Genomic DNA, 17,602 nt, shown 5'->3' with positions numbered 1-17,602 from the left:
CCGGTGGTCGTCGAGCGTGACGAGACCCGGGCCCCTACGCTGCTGTGCGTGTGGATCGAGCAGGTGCCGATCACCCACCCGGACGCGGTGCGGCTGATCGCCGAGGTCCAGGAGATCTACACCGCGCGCTACGGCAGCCCCGACGAGTCGCCGGTCGACGGGTCCGAGTTCGAGCCCCCCGAGGGCCGCTTCTTCCTCGGGTACGACGACGGTCCGGGCGGGGCGCCCGTGGCGACCGGGGCGTGGCGCCGCAGCACCGTCCCCGCGCTCGGGTCGACCCGCACCGCGGAGATCAAGCGGATGTTCGTCGTCCCGACCCACCAGCGGCGCGGGCTCGCGCGGCAGATGCTCGGACACCTCGAGACCAGCGCCGCCGCGGAGGGGATCGAGGTGCTCGTCCTCGAGACGGGGACCAAGCAGCCCGAGGCGATGGCGATGTACGCCGCCGCCGGCTACGAGCAGGTGCCCGGCTTCGGGCACTACCAGGGGTCCCCGCTCTCGCGCTGCTTCGCGCGGCGTCTCGTAGCCTCGCCCGCGTGAGCGCCGGCGTACGCATCGAGGACCCCACCGAGGACGAGCTGCGCCGGTCGATGGTGCTCAAGTGGGGCACCGTGGCCCCCGGCGTCATCCCCGCATGGGTCGCGGAGACGGACTACCGGCTGGCGCCGGTCGTCGCGGAGGCGCTGCAGCGCGCCGTCACCGACGGCGTCACCGGCTACCCCGCCGACGAGGTGGGGGAGGGCCCGCTCGGCGAGGCGTACGCCGGCTTCGCCGAGCGCCGCTTCGGGTGGCGGGTCGACCCGTCCTTCGTGCTCCCGGTCGCCGACGTGACGGCCGGCGTGCGCCTGGCGATCGACCTGCTCTCCGCGCCCGGTGCGCTCGCGCTGCCGGTGCCGGCGTACTCACCGCAGCTCGGGCTCGGTGCGACCACCGGCCGGGACACCGTGGCGGTGCCGTTCGTCTCCGAGCAGGGCCGGGCGGTGATCGACCTCGACGCGCTGGACGCCGCCCTGGGGGCCGGCGCGAGCACTCTCGTCCTCACCAACCCCCACAACCCGTGCGGCACCTGCCCGACCCGCGCCGAGCTCGAGGCCGTCCGCGACGTGGTGGTGCGCCACGGCGCCCGGGTGGTCTCCGACGAGATCCACGCGCCGCTGACGCTGGCGGGGGCCGAGCACGTGCCGTACCTCAGCCTCGAGGGCACCGCCGACCACGCGGTCGCCGTGGTCGCCGCCAGCAAGGCGTTCAACACGCCGGCGCTGCGGTGTGCGCAGGTGGTGGCCGGCGACGAGGGGACCGCGCGGCGGCTGGCGAGCGCGCCGAAGCCGCAGAACTCCTCGTGGTCCGAGCTCGGGGTGCGCGCCTCGACCGCGGCGTACGAGCAGGGCGACGACTGGCTCGACGCATTGTTGGTCCGGCTGGACCAGCAGCGCACGCTGCTCACGGAGCGGCTCGCGACCGATCTGCCGCTGGCGCGGGTGCGGCCGCTGGAGGCGACGTACCTCGCCTGGCTGGACCTGCGTGCGTACGGCCACGACGACCCGGCCGCCGTCGCGCTGGAGCGGGGCCGGGTCAGGCTGGCGCCCGGTCACGACTACCACCCGGGCCTGGCCGGCCACGTCCGGCTGAACGCGGCGACCAGCCCCGAGCGGCTCGTCGAGATCGTGCGACGCCTCGGCGTCGCGCTCGCCTAGCGCTTCTCGGAGACTGCCTGACGGACCGCCTCGATCTTCGCCAGCGAGGTCGCCGGGGCACCGCCGGGGGCGAACTTCTTCGGGAACCCGTTGGCCGTGGTCGGCTCGGGGCGCTCGGCGGAGTAGAGCCAGGTGTCGAAGAACGCGTCGAGGTCCTGCCCGGAGACCTTCTCCGCGAGGGCGACGAACTGGCTGATCTGCCCGTTGCCGTGGCGCCGGCTCGAGGCCCAGGTGCGCATCGTGGTGAAGAAGGCCGGCTCGCCGATCTTGGTGCGCAGCGCCTGCAGGGTCATCGCGCCGCGGTCGTAGACCGCACCGGTGAACTCGTTGCCGGCGCCCGGGTTGCCGATCTTCGTCGTCCAGAAGTCGTCGGTCGCCGGGTGGGCGGCGTAGGTGTCGGCGAACAGCTTGGCGGCCGACCCGTCGTGGTGCTTCTCCGACCACATCCACTCGGTGAAGGTCGCGAAGCCCTCGTTGAGCCAGATGTCCTTCCAGTTGTGGACCGAGACGGAGTCGCCGTACCACTGGTGGGCCTGCTCGTGGACGACGACGTAGATGTTCGGCCCGCCGCTCCAGAACGAGCGGGTGTAGACCGGGCGGGTCTGGTTCTCCAGCGCGAACCCGAAGTCGGCGTCGGGGGCGACACCGCCGAGCGCGTCGAACGGGTACGGGCCCCACAGCGAGGACTCGAAGTCGATGATCTCCGGCACCCGGGCGAGGTCGGCGGCGGCGTACTTGCCCTCCGACCCGCCCTCCGAGGCGACCGCGGTGATCACCGGCTTGCCGTCGTCGGTGTAGCCCGAGCTGATGTCGAACTGCCCGGCCACGAAGTAGGCGAGGTACGACGCCATCGGGTTGTCCTCGCGCCAGTGCCAGGTCCGCTGGCCGGCCTTGACGTCCTTGCTGACCAGCTGGCCGTTGCCGAGCACCTCGACGGAGGAGGGGACCCGCACGGAGACGTCGTACGTCGCCTTGTCCCGCGGGTGGTCGTTGGACGGGAACCACCACGCGGCCATCTCCGGCTCACCGACCGCGGCGGCGCCGTCCTTGGTGCGGATCCACGGCTTGATCTTGCCGTCCGAGATCGTCGAGGGCACGCCCGCGTAGGTCACGACGACGGTCATCGGGGCACCCGCGGCCAGCTTCTTCGGCGGCGTCACCACCAGCTCGTGCGGCTTCTGGGTGAAGGTCGCGGGCTGCCCGTCGACCGTCACCGTGGACGCCGGCAGCACCAGGTCCAGGTCGAAGCGGCTGAGCGCCTGGGTGGTCGTGGCCGTGATCGTGGTGCGACCGGCGACGGTGTCGGTCTTCGGCGTGTAGGCGATGTCGACGTCGTAGTGGCTGACGTCGTACCCGCCGTTGCCGTACGTCGGGTAGTAGGGGTCGCCGATCCCCGGTGACCCGGCACCGGTGGGTGCGGCGGAGGCCCCGGAGACCACGGCAGCGAGCGGGAGGGTGAGCGCGAGCGTCGCGGCCAGTGGTGCCAGCCGCCGCACGCGTGTGGAGAGCACAGACATGTGTCGTCCTTCGTGTCGCCGGCCACCCCGATGCGGCCGGATGACCTCACCCCACCACAGCCCACCGACGTTGGCGAGGGTCCAGCCGAAGGCCCGGTCGCGGCCAGTGGGCGGGTGCGGGGGTCTCGACGTGCTCGCTCGCAGGGCTCGCTTCGCGCTCGACCGCCCGCGCACGTCGGGTGGTCGAGCCTGACCGAGCGCTAGCGAGGGAGGACGTCGAGACCCGGTGAGGTGCTTGCGGCGTCGGTTGGCTGAGGGTGGTTTCGACGCGCTCGCTGGCGCTCGCTGCTCAACCACCCACTGGCTCGCTTCGCGGGCTCACTCGCCCCAGGCGGCGTCCCAGCCCTCGACGGAGTGGGCCGGGCGGGTGTCCGGGCCGGTGTAGACCGCGGAGGGCCGGATGAGGCGCCCGGTGCGCTTCTGCTCGAGGATGTGCGCCGACCAGCCCCCGGTGCGGGCGCACGTGAACATCGAGGTGAACATGTTCGAGGGCACCTCGGCGAAGTCGAGGACGATCGCCGCCCAGAACTCGACGTTGGTCTCCAGCACCCGGTCGGGACGGCGCTCCTTCAGCTCGGCCAGCGCCGCCTTCTCCAGCTCCTCGGCGACGGCGTAGCGCGGGGCGTCGAGCTCCTTGGCCGTACGACGCAGCACGCGTGCGCGCGGGTCCTCGGCGCGGTAGACGCGGTGACCGAAGCCCATCAGCCGCTCGCCGCGGTCCAGCAGGTCCTTGACGTACTTCTCGGCGTCGCCGGACTCCTCGACGTCGCTGATCATGCCGAGCACGCGCGAGGGGGCGCCGCCGTGCAGCGGACCGCTCATCGCGCCGATCGCGCCGGAGAACGCCGCGGCGACGTCGGCGCCGGTGGAGGTGATGACGCGGGCGGTGAAGGTCGAGGCGTTCATGCCGTGCTCGGCCGCCGAGGACCAGTAGGCGTCGATCGCGTGGGCGTGCTTGGGGTCCGCCTCGCCCTTCCAGCGGATGAGGAACTTCTCGGCGAGCGTCTTGCCCTCGTCGACCGTCTTCTGGGGTACGACGGCCTGGTTCAGGCCGCGCGCGGACTGGGCGGCGTACGAGAGCACCATGACGGCGAGCCGGCCGATGTCCTCGCGCGCCTGCTCGTCCGAGATGTCGTAGGTCTGCCCGAACCCGAAGGCGGGGGCCAGCATCGCCACGGCGGCCTGGACGTCGACGCGTACGTCGCCGGTGTGGACGGGGAGGTTGTACGGCTCGGCGGGCGCCAGCCCCGGGGTGTAGGAGCCGTCGATCAGCAGGCCCCAGACGTTCTCGAAGGGCACGCGTCCGACGAGCTCCTCGATGTCGACCCCGCGGTAGCGCAGCGAGGACCCCTCCTTGTCGGGCTCCGCGATCTCGCTCTCGAAGGCGACGACGCCCTCCAGCCCGTGGTGCACCTCGGTCATGTCGACTCCTTCGTCGGGTTCCTGCGTCCGCGTCCTACCCGCGGGTACGCCGCATTGTGCCCGACCCGGACCCGTGCAGTGGCCCCGGTCACCTGGCTAGGTTGGTCACCATGGCAGCCGCAGGGGAGCAGCACGAGTTCGGCCGCGTCGACTACACGCTCGCTGGCCTGGACGAGAGCGACCTGACCGCCGACCCGCTGGACCTCTTCGGGCGCTGGTACGACGAGGCCGGGTCCGCGGGCGTGCCCGAGCCGAACGCGATGGTCCTCTCGACCGTGTCCGAGGGCCGTCCGTCCTCGCGCACCGTGCTGCTCAAGGACCTCGCCGCCGACGGCGTCCCCGGCTTCGTGCTCTACACCAACCGCGCCTCGCGCAAGGGCTCGGACCTCGCCCGGGACCCGCGCTGCGCCCTGCACTTCGGGTGGTACCCCCTCCAGCGGCAGGTCCGCGTCGAGGGCGTCGCCCAGCGCGTCTCGCAGGCCACGTCGGAGGCGTACTTCGCCAGCCGGCCGCGGGCCTCGCAGCTCGGCGCGTGGGCCTCGGTCGAGCCGGTCGCCCAGTCGCAGGTGGTCGCGGACCGGGCCGCGCTGGAGGCGTCGTACGAGGCGGCCGAGCAGCGCTTCGACGGGGGTGAGGTCCCGTGCCCGCCGAGCTGGGGCGGGTTCCTCGTCGTCCCCCTCGAGATCGAGTTCTGGCAGGGGCGCCACGGCCGGGTGCACGACCGGCTGCGCTACCGCCGTGACAACCCCGACGGGGACTGGGGCACCGAGCGCCTGGCTCCCTGACACGTCGCGCTGACGCCGCCTGCCGGGTCGTCCGCCGAAAACCCTTGTCCGCACCGATCGAGCGGTCCTACGCTCGGAGGACACGGGAAAGGAGGTGGTCCGAGGAATGAGTTCTTCTTGGATGCGTGAGGTGGCTGCGGGCTAGCAGCTTTCCGGCTGGTCCACCTCCGGTGTGAACGCCGAGGTGCTGCTGGCCACTACGACGCAGTCACCCGACCCGCGGGCGTCAGGGAACCTCATCCGGTCCCTGAGCGGTCCTCCTCACGAGCACCACGCCCGCGGGTCGTTCCGTCTCCGGGGCGAGGCGCTGTGGCCGACGTCGCAGGCCGCGGGAGCGACAGCGAGCCGGTTCGGGAATATGGTTGCCTGCGGCAACCGTTGAGGCGGTCACCGTCCCACCCAGCACGTCAGTCGAGGAACCGCATGTCGCAGACCGAGGCCCGCCACCGCGCGGACGCCGAGCACCCCGCCGAGCACCCCGTCGACCCGGCGCCCGTCGACCGGGCCGTTCCGGGCGACCAGTCGGGCTCGGCCGCTCCGATGAGCCACCGCGAGATCCTGCAGGCGCTCTCCGGTCTGCTGCTCGCGATGTTCGTGGCGATGCTCTCGAGCACCATCGTCTCCAACGCGCTGCCGCGGATCGTGGCCGACCTGAAGGGCAGCCAGTCCGGCTACACCTGGGTGGTCGTGGCGACCCTGCTGACGATGACCGCGACGACCCCGATCTGGGGCAAGCTGGCCGACCAGTTCTCCAAGAAGCTCCTGGTGCAGGTCGCTCTCGTGATCTTCCTGGCCGGATCGGTCGTCGCCGGCGTCTCCCAGAGCATGGGGATGCTGATCGGGGCCCGCGCGATCCAGGGCCTCGGCGTGGGTGGTCTCTCCGCGCTCGTCCAGGTCGTGATCGCCTCGATGGTCACCCCGCGGGAGCGTGGCCGCTACTCCGGCTACCTCGGTGCGGTGTTCGCGCTCGCGACGGTCTCCGGCCCCCTCATCGGTGGTCTGATCGTGGACAGCATCGGCTGGCGCTGGTGCTTCTTCGTCGGCATCCCGGTGGCAGCGGTGGCGTTCGTCGTCCTCCAGAGGACGCTGCACCTGCCGGTGGTCAAGCGGCCGGTGCGCATCGACTACGCCGGCGCGACCCTGATCGTCGGCGGCGTCTCGGTGCTGCTGGTCTGGGTCTCCCTGGCGGGCAAGAACTACGACTGGATCTCGGGCTGGAGCCTCGCGCTCGTGGCCGTCGGCGTGCTGGCGCTCGCCGCGGCCACGTACGTCGAGGCGAAGGTCGCCGCGGAGCCGGTGATCCCGCTGCGCCTGTTCCGCGACCGTACGACGGTCCTCGCGACCGCCGCCTCGATCATGGTCGGCATCGCGATGTTCGGTGCGACGGTCTACCTCGCGCAGTACTTCCAGCTGGCCAAGGGGATGAGCCCGACCCACGCCGGGCTGATGACCATCGCGATGGTCGGTGGGCTGTTCGTCTCCAGCCTCACCACCGGCCGGATCATCTCCCGTACGGGGCTGTGGAAGCGCTACCTCGTCGGGGGCACGACCCTCCTCGTGGTCGGCCTCGCGCTGCTGAGCCGGATCGACGCCTCGACCCCGCTGGTCTACACCGGTGTCGCCATGGCCGTGATGGGCGTGGGGCTCGGCGCGACGATGCAGAACCTCGTCCTGGCGGTGCAGAACAACACCCGTCAGGCCGACATGGGCGCCGCGTCCTCGGTGGTCTCGTTCTTCCGCTCGCTCGGCGGCTCGATCGGGGTGAGCGTGCTCGGTGCCGTGCTCAGCAGCCAGGTGGCGTCCACGGTCACCGAGAAGCTCGCCGCCGCGGGTGTGCCGTCCAGCGGGGGCGACAGCACCTCGATCCCCGACCTCGACTCCCTCCCCGGTCCGATCCGGGCGATCTTCGAGGGCGCGTTCGGATCGGCCGCGGGGCACATCTTTGCCATCGCCGTACCCTTTGCGGTCCTGGCCCTGATCTGCGTGCTGTTCATCAAGGAGGTCCCCTTGCGGACCACGATCGACGTCGAGGACGAGCTGAGCCTGGGGCTGGAGCCGCAGGACGTGACGGGCGAGCGCGCGGAGTCCCGCCGCGAGGACGTCGGCGCGCGGCCATGACCGACGCCCCGGAGCTGGCCCGCCCGATCCAGGCCGAGTCCCTGGACGGGCTCGAGCACGAGGTCGGCATCCTCGTACGACGCATCCGTCGGGTGCTCGCAGAGCGCGCCACGGGTGTCGACCCGCAGCTCTCGACGCCGTCGTTCCTGATGCTGACCTACCTGGCCGAGACCGGCCCGCAGCGCTCGGCCGACATCGTCGAGCACTTCGACATCGACAAGGGGGCCATCAGTCGGCAGGTGGCCCAGCTGGTCGAGCTGGGGCTGGTGACCCGCAGCCCGGACCCGGAGGACGGGCGCGCGCAGCTGATCGAGGTCAGCGAGCGTGGTCGCGCCCGGCTGGAGTCGATGTCCGAGCGGCGCCGGGCGCTGCTGGTGCAGCGCCTCGCCGACTGGGACGACGCCGACCTCTCGACGTTCGTGGCGCTGCTGAGCCGCTACAACGCCTCGTTGTCCCGGCTCTCGGAGCTGGCCGAGCCGGGCGGCTCGCTCTCGGACACCCTCGTCGGCGGCCGGTAGGCCTGCACTCCCGACTCCACCGGTGCGAACCCGACGGAGCGGTAGACCCGGCCCGCCGGGTTGTCGGCCTCGGTGATGATGACCCAGCGCCGTGCCCCCCGCTGCTGCGCCCACCGGGCGGCCACGCCGAGCAGGTGTCCGGCCAGCCCGCGGCGCCGGTGGGCGACGTCGGTGCCGACGTCCTGGTAGCGGGCCACCCCGTCCCCGCAGAGGACGATCCCGAGGTCCGCGACCAGCCGGTCCCCGGCGAAGGCTCCGAACCACGTCCCCTGTCCGGCCGCGACGACGCCTTGCCGGGCGCGGGAGCGGCCGACGAGGAAGCGTCGGTGGAGGTCGGTGTCGTACTCGCCGGTGCGGGTGTTCTCCCGTGCGTCGTTCTCGATCTGGGCGGCCCAGTCCTCCGGCGTGCCCAGCGGACGGACGTCGTACGCCGAGTCCAGCGGACGCGACTGCGGGACCCGGTCGCTGGCCAGCACGTCCTCGGTCTCGAGGTCCAGACCCACCGCTGCCCACCGCGCCGGGTCGGCCGCGGCGGGCAGGCCGACCGAGCGGTGCCGGGCGCGGGGGAAGGCCGTTTCGAACACCCCGAGCCAGCGCTCCGTGTCGTCGACGGCCGACGCGTCGGTGACGAGCACGAAGTTGCCCCAGTGGTACTCCGGGTTGTCCGGCGTCCGCACGAGCAGGTGGTCGGAGAACTCGGCCACCTCCGCGCCCTTGAGCCGTGCGACGGCGAGGTCCGTGGCCCACCCCAGGGGCAGCCGGCTCATGCGTGCGGGCGTAACCAGACCGCCGCGTCCGGGGGCAGCTCGTCGGCGACCGGCTCGCTGGCCAGGACGACCTCCATGGCCGGCAGCGCGATCGGGTCCTCGGACATGTTGACCAGGACGCTGACCTCGCCGCGCACGAAGCCGAGCACGTCGGGCCCGACGTCGAGGAACTCGATCCCGCGGTCCTGCGCCCACCCCTCGGCGAGCAGACCTCGCCGGGTCCGCAGAGCGCTGCGGTAGAACGCCAGGGTGGAGTCCGGGTCGGAGCGCTGGGCGGCGACGGAGAGGTCCGCGTACTCCTCGGGCTGCGGGAGCCAGGGCTGTCCGGCGCCCGGCCCGAAGGCGTACGGGGCCGAGTCGCCGTCCCAGGGGATCGGCACCCGGCAGCCGTCGCGGCCCGGGCCCCGGCCGTTGAGGTACTCCGGGTCCTGCTTGTCCTCCTCGGCGACCTCCACCTGCTCCAGACCGAGCTCCTCACCCTGGTAGAGGTACGCCGAGCCGGGCAGCGCCAGCATCACCATCGTCGCCGCACGGGTGCGCGCCAGCCCGCGCTCACCACCGCCGTAGCGCGTGGGCGGGCGGACGACGTCGTGGTTGGCCAGTACCCACGTCGCGTCGGCGCCGACCGGCTCGAGGGTGGAGAGCGTCAGCTCGACCACCTCGCGGAAGTCGGTCGCCGTGAAGTCGGCGGTGAGGAAGTGGAAGTTGAAGCTCTGCTGCAGCTCGTCGGGACGGACGTAGCGCGCCGTGCGCTCGGGCGTGGGCGCCCAGGCCTCGCCGACCGCCATCCGGTCCCCGGGGTAGGAGTCGAGCACCCGCCGCCAGCGCCGGTAGACCTCGTGCACGCCGTCCTGGTCCCACATCGGGCCGCCCGGGACGGTGCCGCCGGCGTACGCCATCGGGTCGCCCTCGACGTCCGGCAGTCCCTCTGCCTTGACCAGGCCGTGCGCCACGTCGACCCGGAAGCCGTCCGCGCCGCGGTCCAGCCAGAAGCGCAGCGTGTGCTCGAGGTCGTCGCCGACCTCCGGGTTCGTCCAGTCCAGGTCGGGCTGCGAGCGGTCGAAGAGGTGGAGGTACCAGGTGCCCGGCTCCCCGGGCACCGGCTCCCAGGCGCCGCCGCCGAAGACCGAGAGCCAGTTGTTCGGCGGCTCGCTCCCGTCGCCCCTGCCCGGCCGGAACAGGTAGCGGGCGCGGGCCTGCTCGTCGCCCGCGAGCGCGGCGCGGAACCACTCGTGGTCCCAGGAGGTGTGGTTGGGCACCACGTCGACGATCACCTTCAGGCCGAGCCCGTGCGCCTTCGCCGCGAGCGCGTCGAAGGCAGCCAGGTCGCCGTACGTCGGCTCGACGTCGCGGTAGTCCGCGACGTCGTAGCCGTGGTCGTGCTGGGGGGAGGGGTAGAACGGGGTGATCCACAGCGCGTCCACCCCGAGGTCGGCGAGGTGCTCGAGCCGGTCGGTGATGCCGGGGAGGTCGCCGAAGCCGTCCCCGTCCGCGTCGGCGAAGCTGCGGACGTACACCTCGTAGCAGACGGCGTCACGCCACCACGGGACACCGGGGCCGGGGACCTGCTCGCTCATCGTGCTCCTGACGTTCGCTACGGGCTGAGGCGTCATTTCACCAGTCGTCGGTCGGGTCAGTCACAATGGTCTCGTGAGCGACCTGATCGACACCACCGAGATGTACCTCCGCACGATCTACGAGCTGGTCGAGGAGGGGATCACGCCCCTGCGCGCGCGGATCGCCGAGCGGCTGCACCAGAGTGGCCCGACGGTCAGCCAGACCGTCGCCCGGATGGAGCGCGACGGGCTGCTCACCGTCGAGGGGGACCGGCACCTCGAGCTCACCGACGAGGGCCTGGCGCTCGCCACCCGCGTGATGCGCAAGCACCGGCTGGCCGAGCGGCTGCTGACCGACGTGATCGGGCTGGAGTGGGAGTTCGTCCACGAGGAGGCCTGCCGCTGGGAGCACGTGATGTCGGAGAGCGTGGAGAAGCGCCTGCTCTCGCTGCTCGAGCACCCGACCGAGTCCCCGTACGGCAACCCCATCCCCGGCCTCGGTGAGCTCGGGGAGGACGACGACACCGAGCTGTTCATGCAGGGCGTCGAGCCGCTCTCGGACTTCACCGGCGAGGACGCCGTGCGGGTGCGGGTCAGCCGGATCGCCGAGGAGCTGCAGAAGGACGAGGACCTGATGAAGGCCCTGCGCCGGATCGGGGCACTGCCCGGGTCGGTGGTCAACGCCTCGGGAGCGGTGGACGCCGCCGACGCGGTCAGGGTCGGCTCGGGCGGCGAGAGCGCCGAGATCCTGCTCGAGGCCGCCGAGCACATCTTCGTCCGACGCGCCTGAGCGCCGCACCGGGCGGTCACGGCGCGCCGCGTGGGCGGCCTCAGCCGTACGCCGCGACCGGGCCGGCGAGCGCCTCGAGGAACTCGGTCGTGCCCTCCTCCAGCTTGACCGTCGCCAGGTCGTCACCGCGGGTGGCGCCGCGGTTGACGATCACCACCGGCTGACCACGCTTGGCGGCGTGCCGGACGAACCGGAAGCCGGACATCACCGCCAGCGAGGAGCCGACGACCAGCAGCGCGTCCGCTCGGTCGAGCGCGTCGTACACTCGCTGCACGCGGGGCTTGGGGACGTTCTCGCCGAAGAACACGACGTCCGGCTTGAGCCGGCCGCCGCAGACCTCGCAGCCGGCGATGGCGAAGTCGGAGGTGACCTCCAGCGCGACGTCTCCGTCGGGGTTGGCGAGCGCCTCGGCGTGCCGCTCGGTGTAGCCGGGGTTGAGGTCGCTCATCCGCTGCTGCACCCGGGTGCGGGGGAAGACGGTCCGGCAGTCCAGGCAGACCACGTCGCTGATCCGGCCGTGCAGGTCGACGACGTCGGTGCTGCCGGCGCGCTCGTGCAGGCCGTCGACGTTCTGGGTGACCAGGAGCTCGACCCGCCCCTGTCGCTGCATGCGGGCCAGCGCGAGGTGCCCTCCGTTCGGCTCGGCCTGCCGCATCCGGGACCATCCGACGTGGGCACGTGCCCAGTAGCGCTGCAGCGCCTCCGGCCCGGAGACCAGCTCCTGGTACGTCATCGGCGTGCGCACCGGCTTGCCCGGCCCGCGGTAGTCCGGGATCCCCGAGTCCGTGGAGACGCCTGCCCCGGTCAGGACCAGCAGGCGACCGTCCAGCTCGTGCACGTCCTCCAGCGTACGTCGGCGTCGCTACGCCGAGCCCCGTCTCGCGGTGGTGCGAGGGTGCGGGCGGTCTCGACGTCTCGCTCGCTGGCGCTCGCCTCGGCTCGACCACCCGCCTCGTCAGGCGTAGCGGGCGGCGGAGCGGGCCCGCGCCTTGGCCGCCTCGACCTCGCGGTCCTTCGGCGGTGCGCTGGTGGTGAGGCCCTCGAGCAGGCGTCGGGTGGCGCCGGCCACCTCGGCGACGGCCGTGTCGAAGGCGGCCTGGTTGGCCTGGCTCGGTCGGGCCGAGCCGCTGATCTTGCGGACGTACTGCACCGCGGCGGCGTGCACCTCGTCCGTCGTCGCGGGCGGCTCGAAGTTGTGCAGGGTCCGGATGTTGCGGCACATGCCGCTCACGCTACGTCGGCGAGCGCCGACGGTGGGAGGGTTGGGCCATGAGTACGTCCCAGGACCGTCCGTACGACATCGTGCTGCTCGGTGCGACCGGGTTCACCGGTCGCCTCACGGCCGCCTACCTCGCCGAGCACGCGCCGTCAGGCCTGCGCTGGGCGCTGGCCGGGCGCAACCGTCGGCGGCTGGAGGAGGTCCGCCGCGACCTGGCCGACCTCGACCCCGACGGCGCCAAGGGTCTTGCGGAACTGCCGCTGCTGCACGCGGACAGCACCGACGCCGACTCGCTCGCCGCACTCGCCGCCTGCACCAGGGTGCTCGTGACGACGGTCGGCCCGTACGTCGAGCACGGCGCCCCGCTCGTGGCCGCGTGCGCCGCCGCCGGGACGGACTACCTCGACCTGACCGGTGAGCCGGAGTTCGTCGACCGGATGTACCTCGCCCACCACGAGGAGGCGGTGGCATCGGGCGCCCGACTGGTGCACTGCTGCGGCTTCGACTCGATCCCGCACGACCTGGGGGCGTACTTCACCGTCCAGCAGCTGCCCGAGGGCGAGCCGGTCACGATGCGCGGCGTCGTCCGTGCGGGGGCCGGATTCTCCGGGGGGACCTTCCACTCGGCGCTGGCGGCCTTCTCGCGCGGCCGGCAGATGGCCGCGGCGATGAAGCAGCGGCGGGCCGCGGAGCCCCGGCCGAGCGGTCGGTCGGTCCGCGCCCGCGGTGGCCGTCCCCACCGCGACCCGGTCACCGGCTACTGGCTGCTCCCGCTGCCGACGATCGACGCCTTCGTGGTCGCCCGGAGTGCCGCCGCGCTGGAGCGCTACGGGCCGCGGTTCACGTACTCCCACTACGCCGGCACCAAGACACTGCGGTACGCCGCCGGCGGCGCGGCCGGGATGGCGGCGCTGCTCGGCGCGGCCCAGGTCCCCGTGCTGCGCCGGGCGATCCTCTCCCGCGTGCCGGCCGGCGAGGGTCCCTCGCCGAGCCGGCGCTCGACCTCGTGGTTCACCGTCGACTTCGTCGCCGAGGCGGGAGGCCGGCAGGTGCGTACCCGCGTCTCGGGCGGCGACCCCGGCTACGACGAGACCGCGAAGATGCTCGCCGAGTCGGCGCTGTGCCTGGCGATGGACGACAACCCGCCCACCTCCGGGCAGGTCACCACCGCCGTCGCGATGGGCGACCACCTGCTCAGCCGGCTGCAGGCGGCCGGCCTGCGCTTCGAGGTCCTCACCGAGCGTTGAGCCGCGGGCCCCGCCCGCGGCTCGAGCGCCCCGTCAGGCCGGGGGCGCCAGGTGGGTGTGCGCGACGACGATCGGGTGGTCGGACACCTTCTGGGTCTTCGCGGCCCAGTCCCGGTCGTACGTCGTGAACCGAGCCGGGCCGGCGGCGAGGATCTGGTCGATCCAGATGCCCTTCGGCGGGGCGCAGGTCGTGCTGGGCACGCTGTCGGCGGAGAGCATCAGCTTGCCGGCCGTGAGCGGGCAGAAGGCGGCCTCGCGGTCGTTGAGGTCGCCGGTGAGGAACACCGGGAGCCCGCTGGCGCGCAGGTCGATGATCTTCTGCCGCTCGATCGCGATCGCCTTGGCGCGGTACGACTCCTGGTGCGGGAACTGCGCGGTGTTGGCCGGGTTGTGCGTGTTGATGAACCACGCGCTGCGTCCGCTGGCCTTCTCACGCAGCTGCACGACCGGGATCAACCGCGGGTTGCCGTCGAAGTACGGGATCTGCAGCGTCTGGGACGAGACGAGGTCGAAGGCGGACTTGCGCCAGATGATCGTGTTCTCGGTGTCGCGCGGGTGGTTGCCGTACGTCCGCGTCGTGTGGAACGACGCGTAGGTGCCGCCGGCCAGGCTCATCAGCTGGTCGTACTGCCCGGGCTGCAGCTCCTGCAGACCGGCCACGTCGACCTTCTTGGCGTTCAGCAGCGCGACCGCCTTGGGCATCCGGGTCGACGCGACCGGGTAGGCACCGCCGCTCGCGGTGTGGGAGGCGCCGAGGACGTTGAACGTCGCCAGGTTGAAGCCGCGGTTGCCGAAGTAGACGGTCTCGGGCATCCAGCCGCCGACGCGCGCGTTGAGGAACGCGGTGGCGTCGACGGGCTTGTTGTCGTGCGAGAGGACGGCGAAGTACACCTCGCACTTGCGGTCGTTGTGCAGGTCGCCGGCGACGCCGAGCTGCTGGCCGCCGGCCACGATCTGGCCGTCGCTCACGGTGGCGTTGCCGCCGACGGTGTACGTCGTCCGCGAGAAGCCCGTCGTGGTCGTGACGTAGACGAAGCGCGTGTTCGTCGTCGCGTTGAGCGCCCCCACGGTCACGGTGCCCGCGTGGGAGGCGATCACCGGGGTGCCGCACGGCGCGGCGATCTGCGTGCCGGCGTACTTCCCGGCGCGGTACATCTTCCGGTCGACGACACCGGCGCGGTACTGCACGGGGTAGAAGACGTTCGGGGCCGCGACCGTACGACGCTCGGGCGCGGTCGAGCCCGCGCTCGCGGACCCCGGGAGGGTCGCCGCGACGAGGGTGAGCGCGGCGGCGGCGAGGACCGTCGTGCCCGCGGCGCGGCGTCGGCCGCGTCGGCCGCGTCGGCCGACGGTGGGGGAGAGACGCTTCGTGATCTGCACGGGACTGCCCTCGTTCCGGTGAACCAGTGTGACGCGAGGGAGTATTGCTCAAACGTGACGAATTGTGTGACTCAGCGAGAAAAAAGTCCGAAATCTTCGGCGTGTCGCTCAGGTGAACAGCGATTGCCCGAGGTAGTGGCCCGGTTGGACGCCGGGCGGCACGGCGAACAGCGCTGAGCCGGTGTGCTGGAGGTACTCCATCATCGCGTCGCTCTTCGAGAGCTGGTTCTGCATGGGTACGTAGCCGGTCACCGGGTCGCGCACGAAGGCGATGAAGAAGAGCCCCGCGTCGAGGCGGCCGAGCTCGTCGTTGCCGTCGGTGAAGTTGTAGCCCCGCCGCAGGAGCTGCACGCCACGGTTCTGCGCGGGGTGGGCCAGCCGCACGTGGGCGTCGACGGGGATCAGGGGCCCGGCGCTGCCGCGGCGTGAGAAGTCGGGGTCGGTGTGCTCGGTGCCGCCGGAGAGCGGCGCGCCCGCGGTGCGGTCCCGCCCGACGACCGCCTCCTGCTCCGAGAGCGAGGTGGAGTCCCACTGCTCGATGCGCATGTTGATCCGCCGGGCCACGAGGTACGAGCCACCGGCCAGCCACTCCGCGTCCGGGTCGTCCTCGGGCCGCACCCAGACGAAGCGGTCGATCTCGGGGGTGTCCTCGGCCTTGATGTTGGCGGTGCCGTCCTTGAAGCCGAACAGGTTGCGCGGCGTGGACTGCGAGCGCGTGGTCGAGGACGTACGACCGAAGCCGAGCTGCGACCAGCGCAGCACCGCGGTCCCGAAGGCCAGCCGCGAGAGGTTGCGGATCGCGTGCACCGCGACCTGCGGGTCGTCCGCGCACGCCTGCACGCACAGGTCGCCGCCGGAGCGCTCGGGGCGCAGCGCGTCGGCGGGGAAGTGGGGGAGGGTCTGCAGGCCGGCCGGCTGCCGCTCGGCGAGGCCGAAGCGGTCCTCGCCCTCCTTGGTGAACAGCGTCGGCCCGAACCCGAAGGTGAGCGTCAGGCCGCTCGGCGGCAGTCCGAGGGCCTCACCGGTGTCCGAGGGCGGTGCGTCGTAGGGCTCAGGAGCATCCCCACCCACCTGCGCACCCCTGGTCATCTCCGCCGCGGCGGCGGTCCAGGTGCGCAGCAGGCCGATCAGGTCCTCGCGGGATGTGGCGGTGACGTCGAACGACGCGAAGTGCAGCCGGTCCTGGGCCGGGGTGACGATCCCGGCCTGATGCGTGCCGTGGAAGGCGAACCGCCCCCGGTCGGCCGTCGCCGGGGCGTCGTCGGTACGGCCCAGTGCCCAGCCGCCCGCACCGGCACCGGCCAGCCCGAGGGCGCCGGCGCCGGTCGCGCCGAGCACCCGGCGCCGACTCAGTCCCATGCGCCCATGATGACGCGCACCCTCACAGGGTCAGGGCGGCGGTGACCTTCGACAGCGGCTCGGCCAGCGCGTTGACCGCGTCGGAGAGCTGCTTGCGCTGTGCCTCGGTCACCTGGGTGTAGGTCACGAAACCGTCGCCGTCGCGGTACTCGTCCAGCTCGGTCTGCATCGCCGTGAACCGCTGGTCCAGCGTCGTGGCGAGCTCGGGGTCCTTGACCTGCAGCAGCGGCTTGAGCACCTCGAAGCCGGCCTTGGCGCCGGTGACGTTGGCCTGGAAGTCGTACAGGTCGGTGTGCGACCAGATGTCCTCCTCGCCGGTGATCTTGCTGGCGGCGACCTCGTCGAGCAGGCCCTTGGAGCCGTTGGCGATCTGGTCGACGCCGAAGTCCAGGGTCTTCACCCGGGTGTTCAGGGTCGTGAGGTTGGTCATCAGGTCGGCGGCGTAGGTCTTGCGCTGCGCGGGCGTCAGCGCGGTGTAGCCGGTCTTCGGCGGCCACAGGTCCTTCTCGATCCGGTGCCAGCCGGTCCACTTCTGGCCCTTCTCGAGGTCCGCCTCGCGGAGGTCGGTCTTCGGGTCGAGGTCGCCGAACGACTCCGCGACCGGCTCGACCGCCTCCCACGGCATCCGCGCGGTCGGGTAGAGCGCACGGGCCTTGTCGTCGTCGCCCGCGGTGTAGGCCGCGGTGAACGCCTTGGCGTCGACCAGCAGCTGCCCGGACTGGTTCTTGACGTACGACGCGTACTGCGCGGTCGCCGCGTCGATCGTCTTCGCGTCGACGCCGGTGATCTCGCCGGCCCCCTTCGCGCCCTTCTCGACGGTGAAGGCGTTGCGCATGCCCTTGCCGACCATGCCGGGGATGCAGGCGGTCTGGTACTTCCCCTCGGGGGCGCTGACCACCAGCTGGCGGGTCAGGCCGGGGCCGACGTTCTCGACCTCGCCGAGGATCCGCAGGCCGTCCTCGGCCAGCAGCTCGAACTCGGTGACCTTGGAGCCCTTGTTCGTCACGTCGAAGACGAGCGTCCCGGCCTTGCCGGACTCGGCGGCGACGTCGCACGAGGACTCGCTGGCGGCGACCGCGATCGCGCCGTCCTTGCTCCCGCCGCCGGAGTCGTTCGACTGGAAGACCGAGCACGCCGAGGTGCCGAGCAGGGCGAGTGCGGCGAGACCGCCGACGGTGAGGCGGCCGGGCAGGGGGATGGTGCGCATGGGCGGGTGTCTCTTTCGGTGTC

General features: G+C 72.4%; 16 protein-coding genes. 7 read left to right on the top strand and 9 right to left on the bottom strand.

The window, feature by feature from the left end:
- Positions 1-48 precede the first annotated feature (48 nt).
- Entirely contained in the window at positions 49-540 is a 492-nt protein-coding gene (locus IEX42_RS07260; protein ID WP_188779175.1) for a GNAT family N-acetyltransferase, read from the top strand.
- The gene (locus IEX42_RS07255; RefSeq protein ID WP_188779174.1) at positions 537-1,694 is read left to right on the top strand and encodes a MalY/PatB family protein; all 1,158 of its coding nucleotides are present in this window, start codon (positions 537-539) and stop codon (positions 1,692-1,694) included. Before IEX42_RS07260 ends, IEX42_RS07255 begins: the two co-directional genes overlap by 4 nt.
- Here IEX42_RS07255 and IEX42_RS07250 read toward each other — a convergent pair.
- Positions 1,691-3,211, bottom strand: coding sequence for a M1 family metallopeptidase (locus IEX42_RS07250; RefSeq protein WP_188779173.1), 1,521 nt, complete (start codon positions 3,209-3,211; stop codon positions 1,691-1,693). The two genes, IEX42_RS07255 and IEX42_RS07250, sit on opposite strands and share 4 nt — an antisense overlap.
- Before the next feature lie 318 nt (positions 3,212-3,529).
- Complete coding sequence (locus tag IEX42_RS07245) at positions 3,530-4,633, bottom strand: citrate synthase 2 (protein ID WP_188779172.1); 1,104 nt, start codon at positions 4,631-4,633, stop codon at positions 3,530-3,532.
- A 110-nt stretch (positions 4,634-4,743) separates the two neighbouring features.
- On the opposite strand from IEX42_RS07245, the gene pdxH reads away from it, so the two are divergent.
- The 3 genes from pdxH to IEX42_RS07230 all read left to right on the top strand — a co-directional run bounded on the left by pdxH (position 4,744) and on the right by IEX42_RS07230 (position 8,054).
- A complete protein-coding gene (gene pdxH, locus IEX42_RS07240; RefSeq protein ID WP_188779171.1) occupies positions 4,744-5,418 on the top strand; it encodes a pyridoxamine 5'-phosphate oxidase in 675 nt (224 codons plus the stop codon).
- A gap of 423 nt (positions 5,419-5,841) precedes the next feature.
- Positions 5,842-7,536, top strand: a complete 1,695-nt coding sequence (locus IEX42_RS07235) for an MDR family MFS transporter (protein WP_229660686.1) — start codon at positions 5,842-5,844, stop codon at positions 7,534-7,536.
- Positions 7,533-8,054 carry a MarR family winged helix-turn-helix transcriptional regulator gene (locus IEX42_RS07230; RefSeq protein WP_229660685.1) on the top strand — a complete coding sequence of 174 codons (522 nt, stop codon included), beginning with the start codon at positions 7,533-7,535 and terminating at the stop codon, positions 8,052-8,054. Before IEX42_RS07235 ends, IEX42_RS07230 begins: the two co-directional genes overlap by 4 nt.
- Here IEX42_RS07230 and IEX42_RS07225 read toward each other — a convergent pair.
- Positions 7,973-8,821, bottom strand: coding sequence for a GNAT family N-acetyltransferase (locus IEX42_RS07225; RefSeq protein ID WP_188779170.1), 849 nt, complete (start codon positions 8,819-8,821; stop codon positions 7,973-7,975). The genes IEX42_RS07230 and IEX42_RS07225 overlap by 82 nt on opposite strands.
- A complete protein-coding gene (locus IEX42_RS07220) occupies positions 8,818-10,398 on the bottom strand; it encodes a glycoside hydrolase family 13 protein (protein ID WP_229660684.1) in 1,581 nt (526 codons plus the stop codon). Before IEX42_RS07220 ends, IEX42_RS07225 begins: the two co-directional genes overlap by 4 nt.
- Before the next feature lie 73 nt (positions 10,399-10,471).
- Here IEX42_RS07220 and IEX42_RS07215 point away from each other — a divergent pair, with 73 nt between their 5' ends.
- Positions 10,472-11,167: an iron-dependent transcriptional repressor DtxR gene (locus IEX42_RS07215; RefSeq protein ID WP_188779168.1), complete on the top strand. Its 696-nt coding sequence runs from the start codon at positions 10,472-10,474 to the stop codon at positions 11,165-11,167.
- 40 nt (positions 11,168-11,207) lie between these two features.
- Here IEX42_RS07215 and IEX42_RS07210 read toward each other — a convergent pair whose 3' ends face one another.
- Both IEX42_RS07210 and IEX42_RS07205 read right to left on the bottom strand, forming a co-directional pair.
- Positions 11,208-12,014 (bottom strand): NAD-dependent protein deacetylase, encoded by an 807-nt coding sequence (locus IEX42_RS07210; RefSeq protein WP_188780982.1) that lies wholly within the window; start codon positions 12,012-12,014, stop codon positions 11,208-11,210.
- 108 nt (positions 12,015-12,122) lie between these two features.
- Complete coding sequence (locus IEX42_RS07205) at positions 12,123-12,389, bottom strand: DUF2277 domain-containing protein (protein ID WP_188779167.1); 267 nt, start codon at positions 12,387-12,389, stop codon at positions 12,123-12,125.
- Positions 12,390-12,436: 47 nt separating this feature from the next.
- Here IEX42_RS07205 and IEX42_RS07200 point away from each other — a divergent pair, with 47 nt between their 5' ends.
- Positions 12,437-13,633, top strand: coding sequence for a saccharopine dehydrogenase family protein (locus IEX42_RS07200; RefSeq protein WP_188779166.1), 1,197 nt, complete (start codon positions 12,437-12,439; stop codon positions 13,631-13,633).
- Positions 13,634-13,666: 33 nt separating this feature from the next.
- Here the strand turns inward: IEX42_RS07200 and IEX42_RS07195 are convergent, their stop codons facing one another.
- The 3 genes from IEX42_RS07195 to efeO form a co-directional block, all read right to left on the bottom strand.
- Positions 13,667-15,013 carry an endonuclease/exonuclease/phosphatase family protein gene (locus IEX42_RS07195; RefSeq protein WP_188779165.1) on the bottom strand — a complete coding sequence of 449 codons (1,347 nt, stop codon included), beginning with the start codon at positions 15,011-15,013 and terminating at the stop codon, positions 13,667-13,669.
- Between the two features lie 108 nt (positions 15,014-15,121).
- Positions 15,122-16,372: an iron uptake transporter deferrochelatase/peroxidase subunit gene (efeB, locus tag IEX42_RS07190; RefSeq protein WP_188779164.1), complete on the bottom strand. Its 1,251-nt coding sequence runs from the start codon at positions 16,370-16,372 to the stop codon at positions 15,122-15,124.
- Between the two features lie 22 nt (positions 16,373-16,394).
- Positions 16,395-17,579 carry an iron uptake system protein EfeO gene (efeO, locus tag IEX42_RS07185; protein ID WP_188779163.1) on the bottom strand — a complete coding sequence of 395 codons (1,185 nt, stop codon included), beginning with the start codon at positions 17,577-17,579 and terminating at the stop codon, positions 16,395-16,397.
- Positions 17,580-17,602 lie beyond the last annotated feature (23 nt).

It is taken from the genome of Marmoricola endophyticus (genome assembly GCF_014644415.1).
GTDB lineage: Bacteria > Actinomycetota > Actinomycetes > Propionibacteriales > Nocardioidaceae > Marmoricola > Marmoricola endophyticus.
This window is presented reverse-complemented; position numbering and strand designations above follow the sequence as displayed.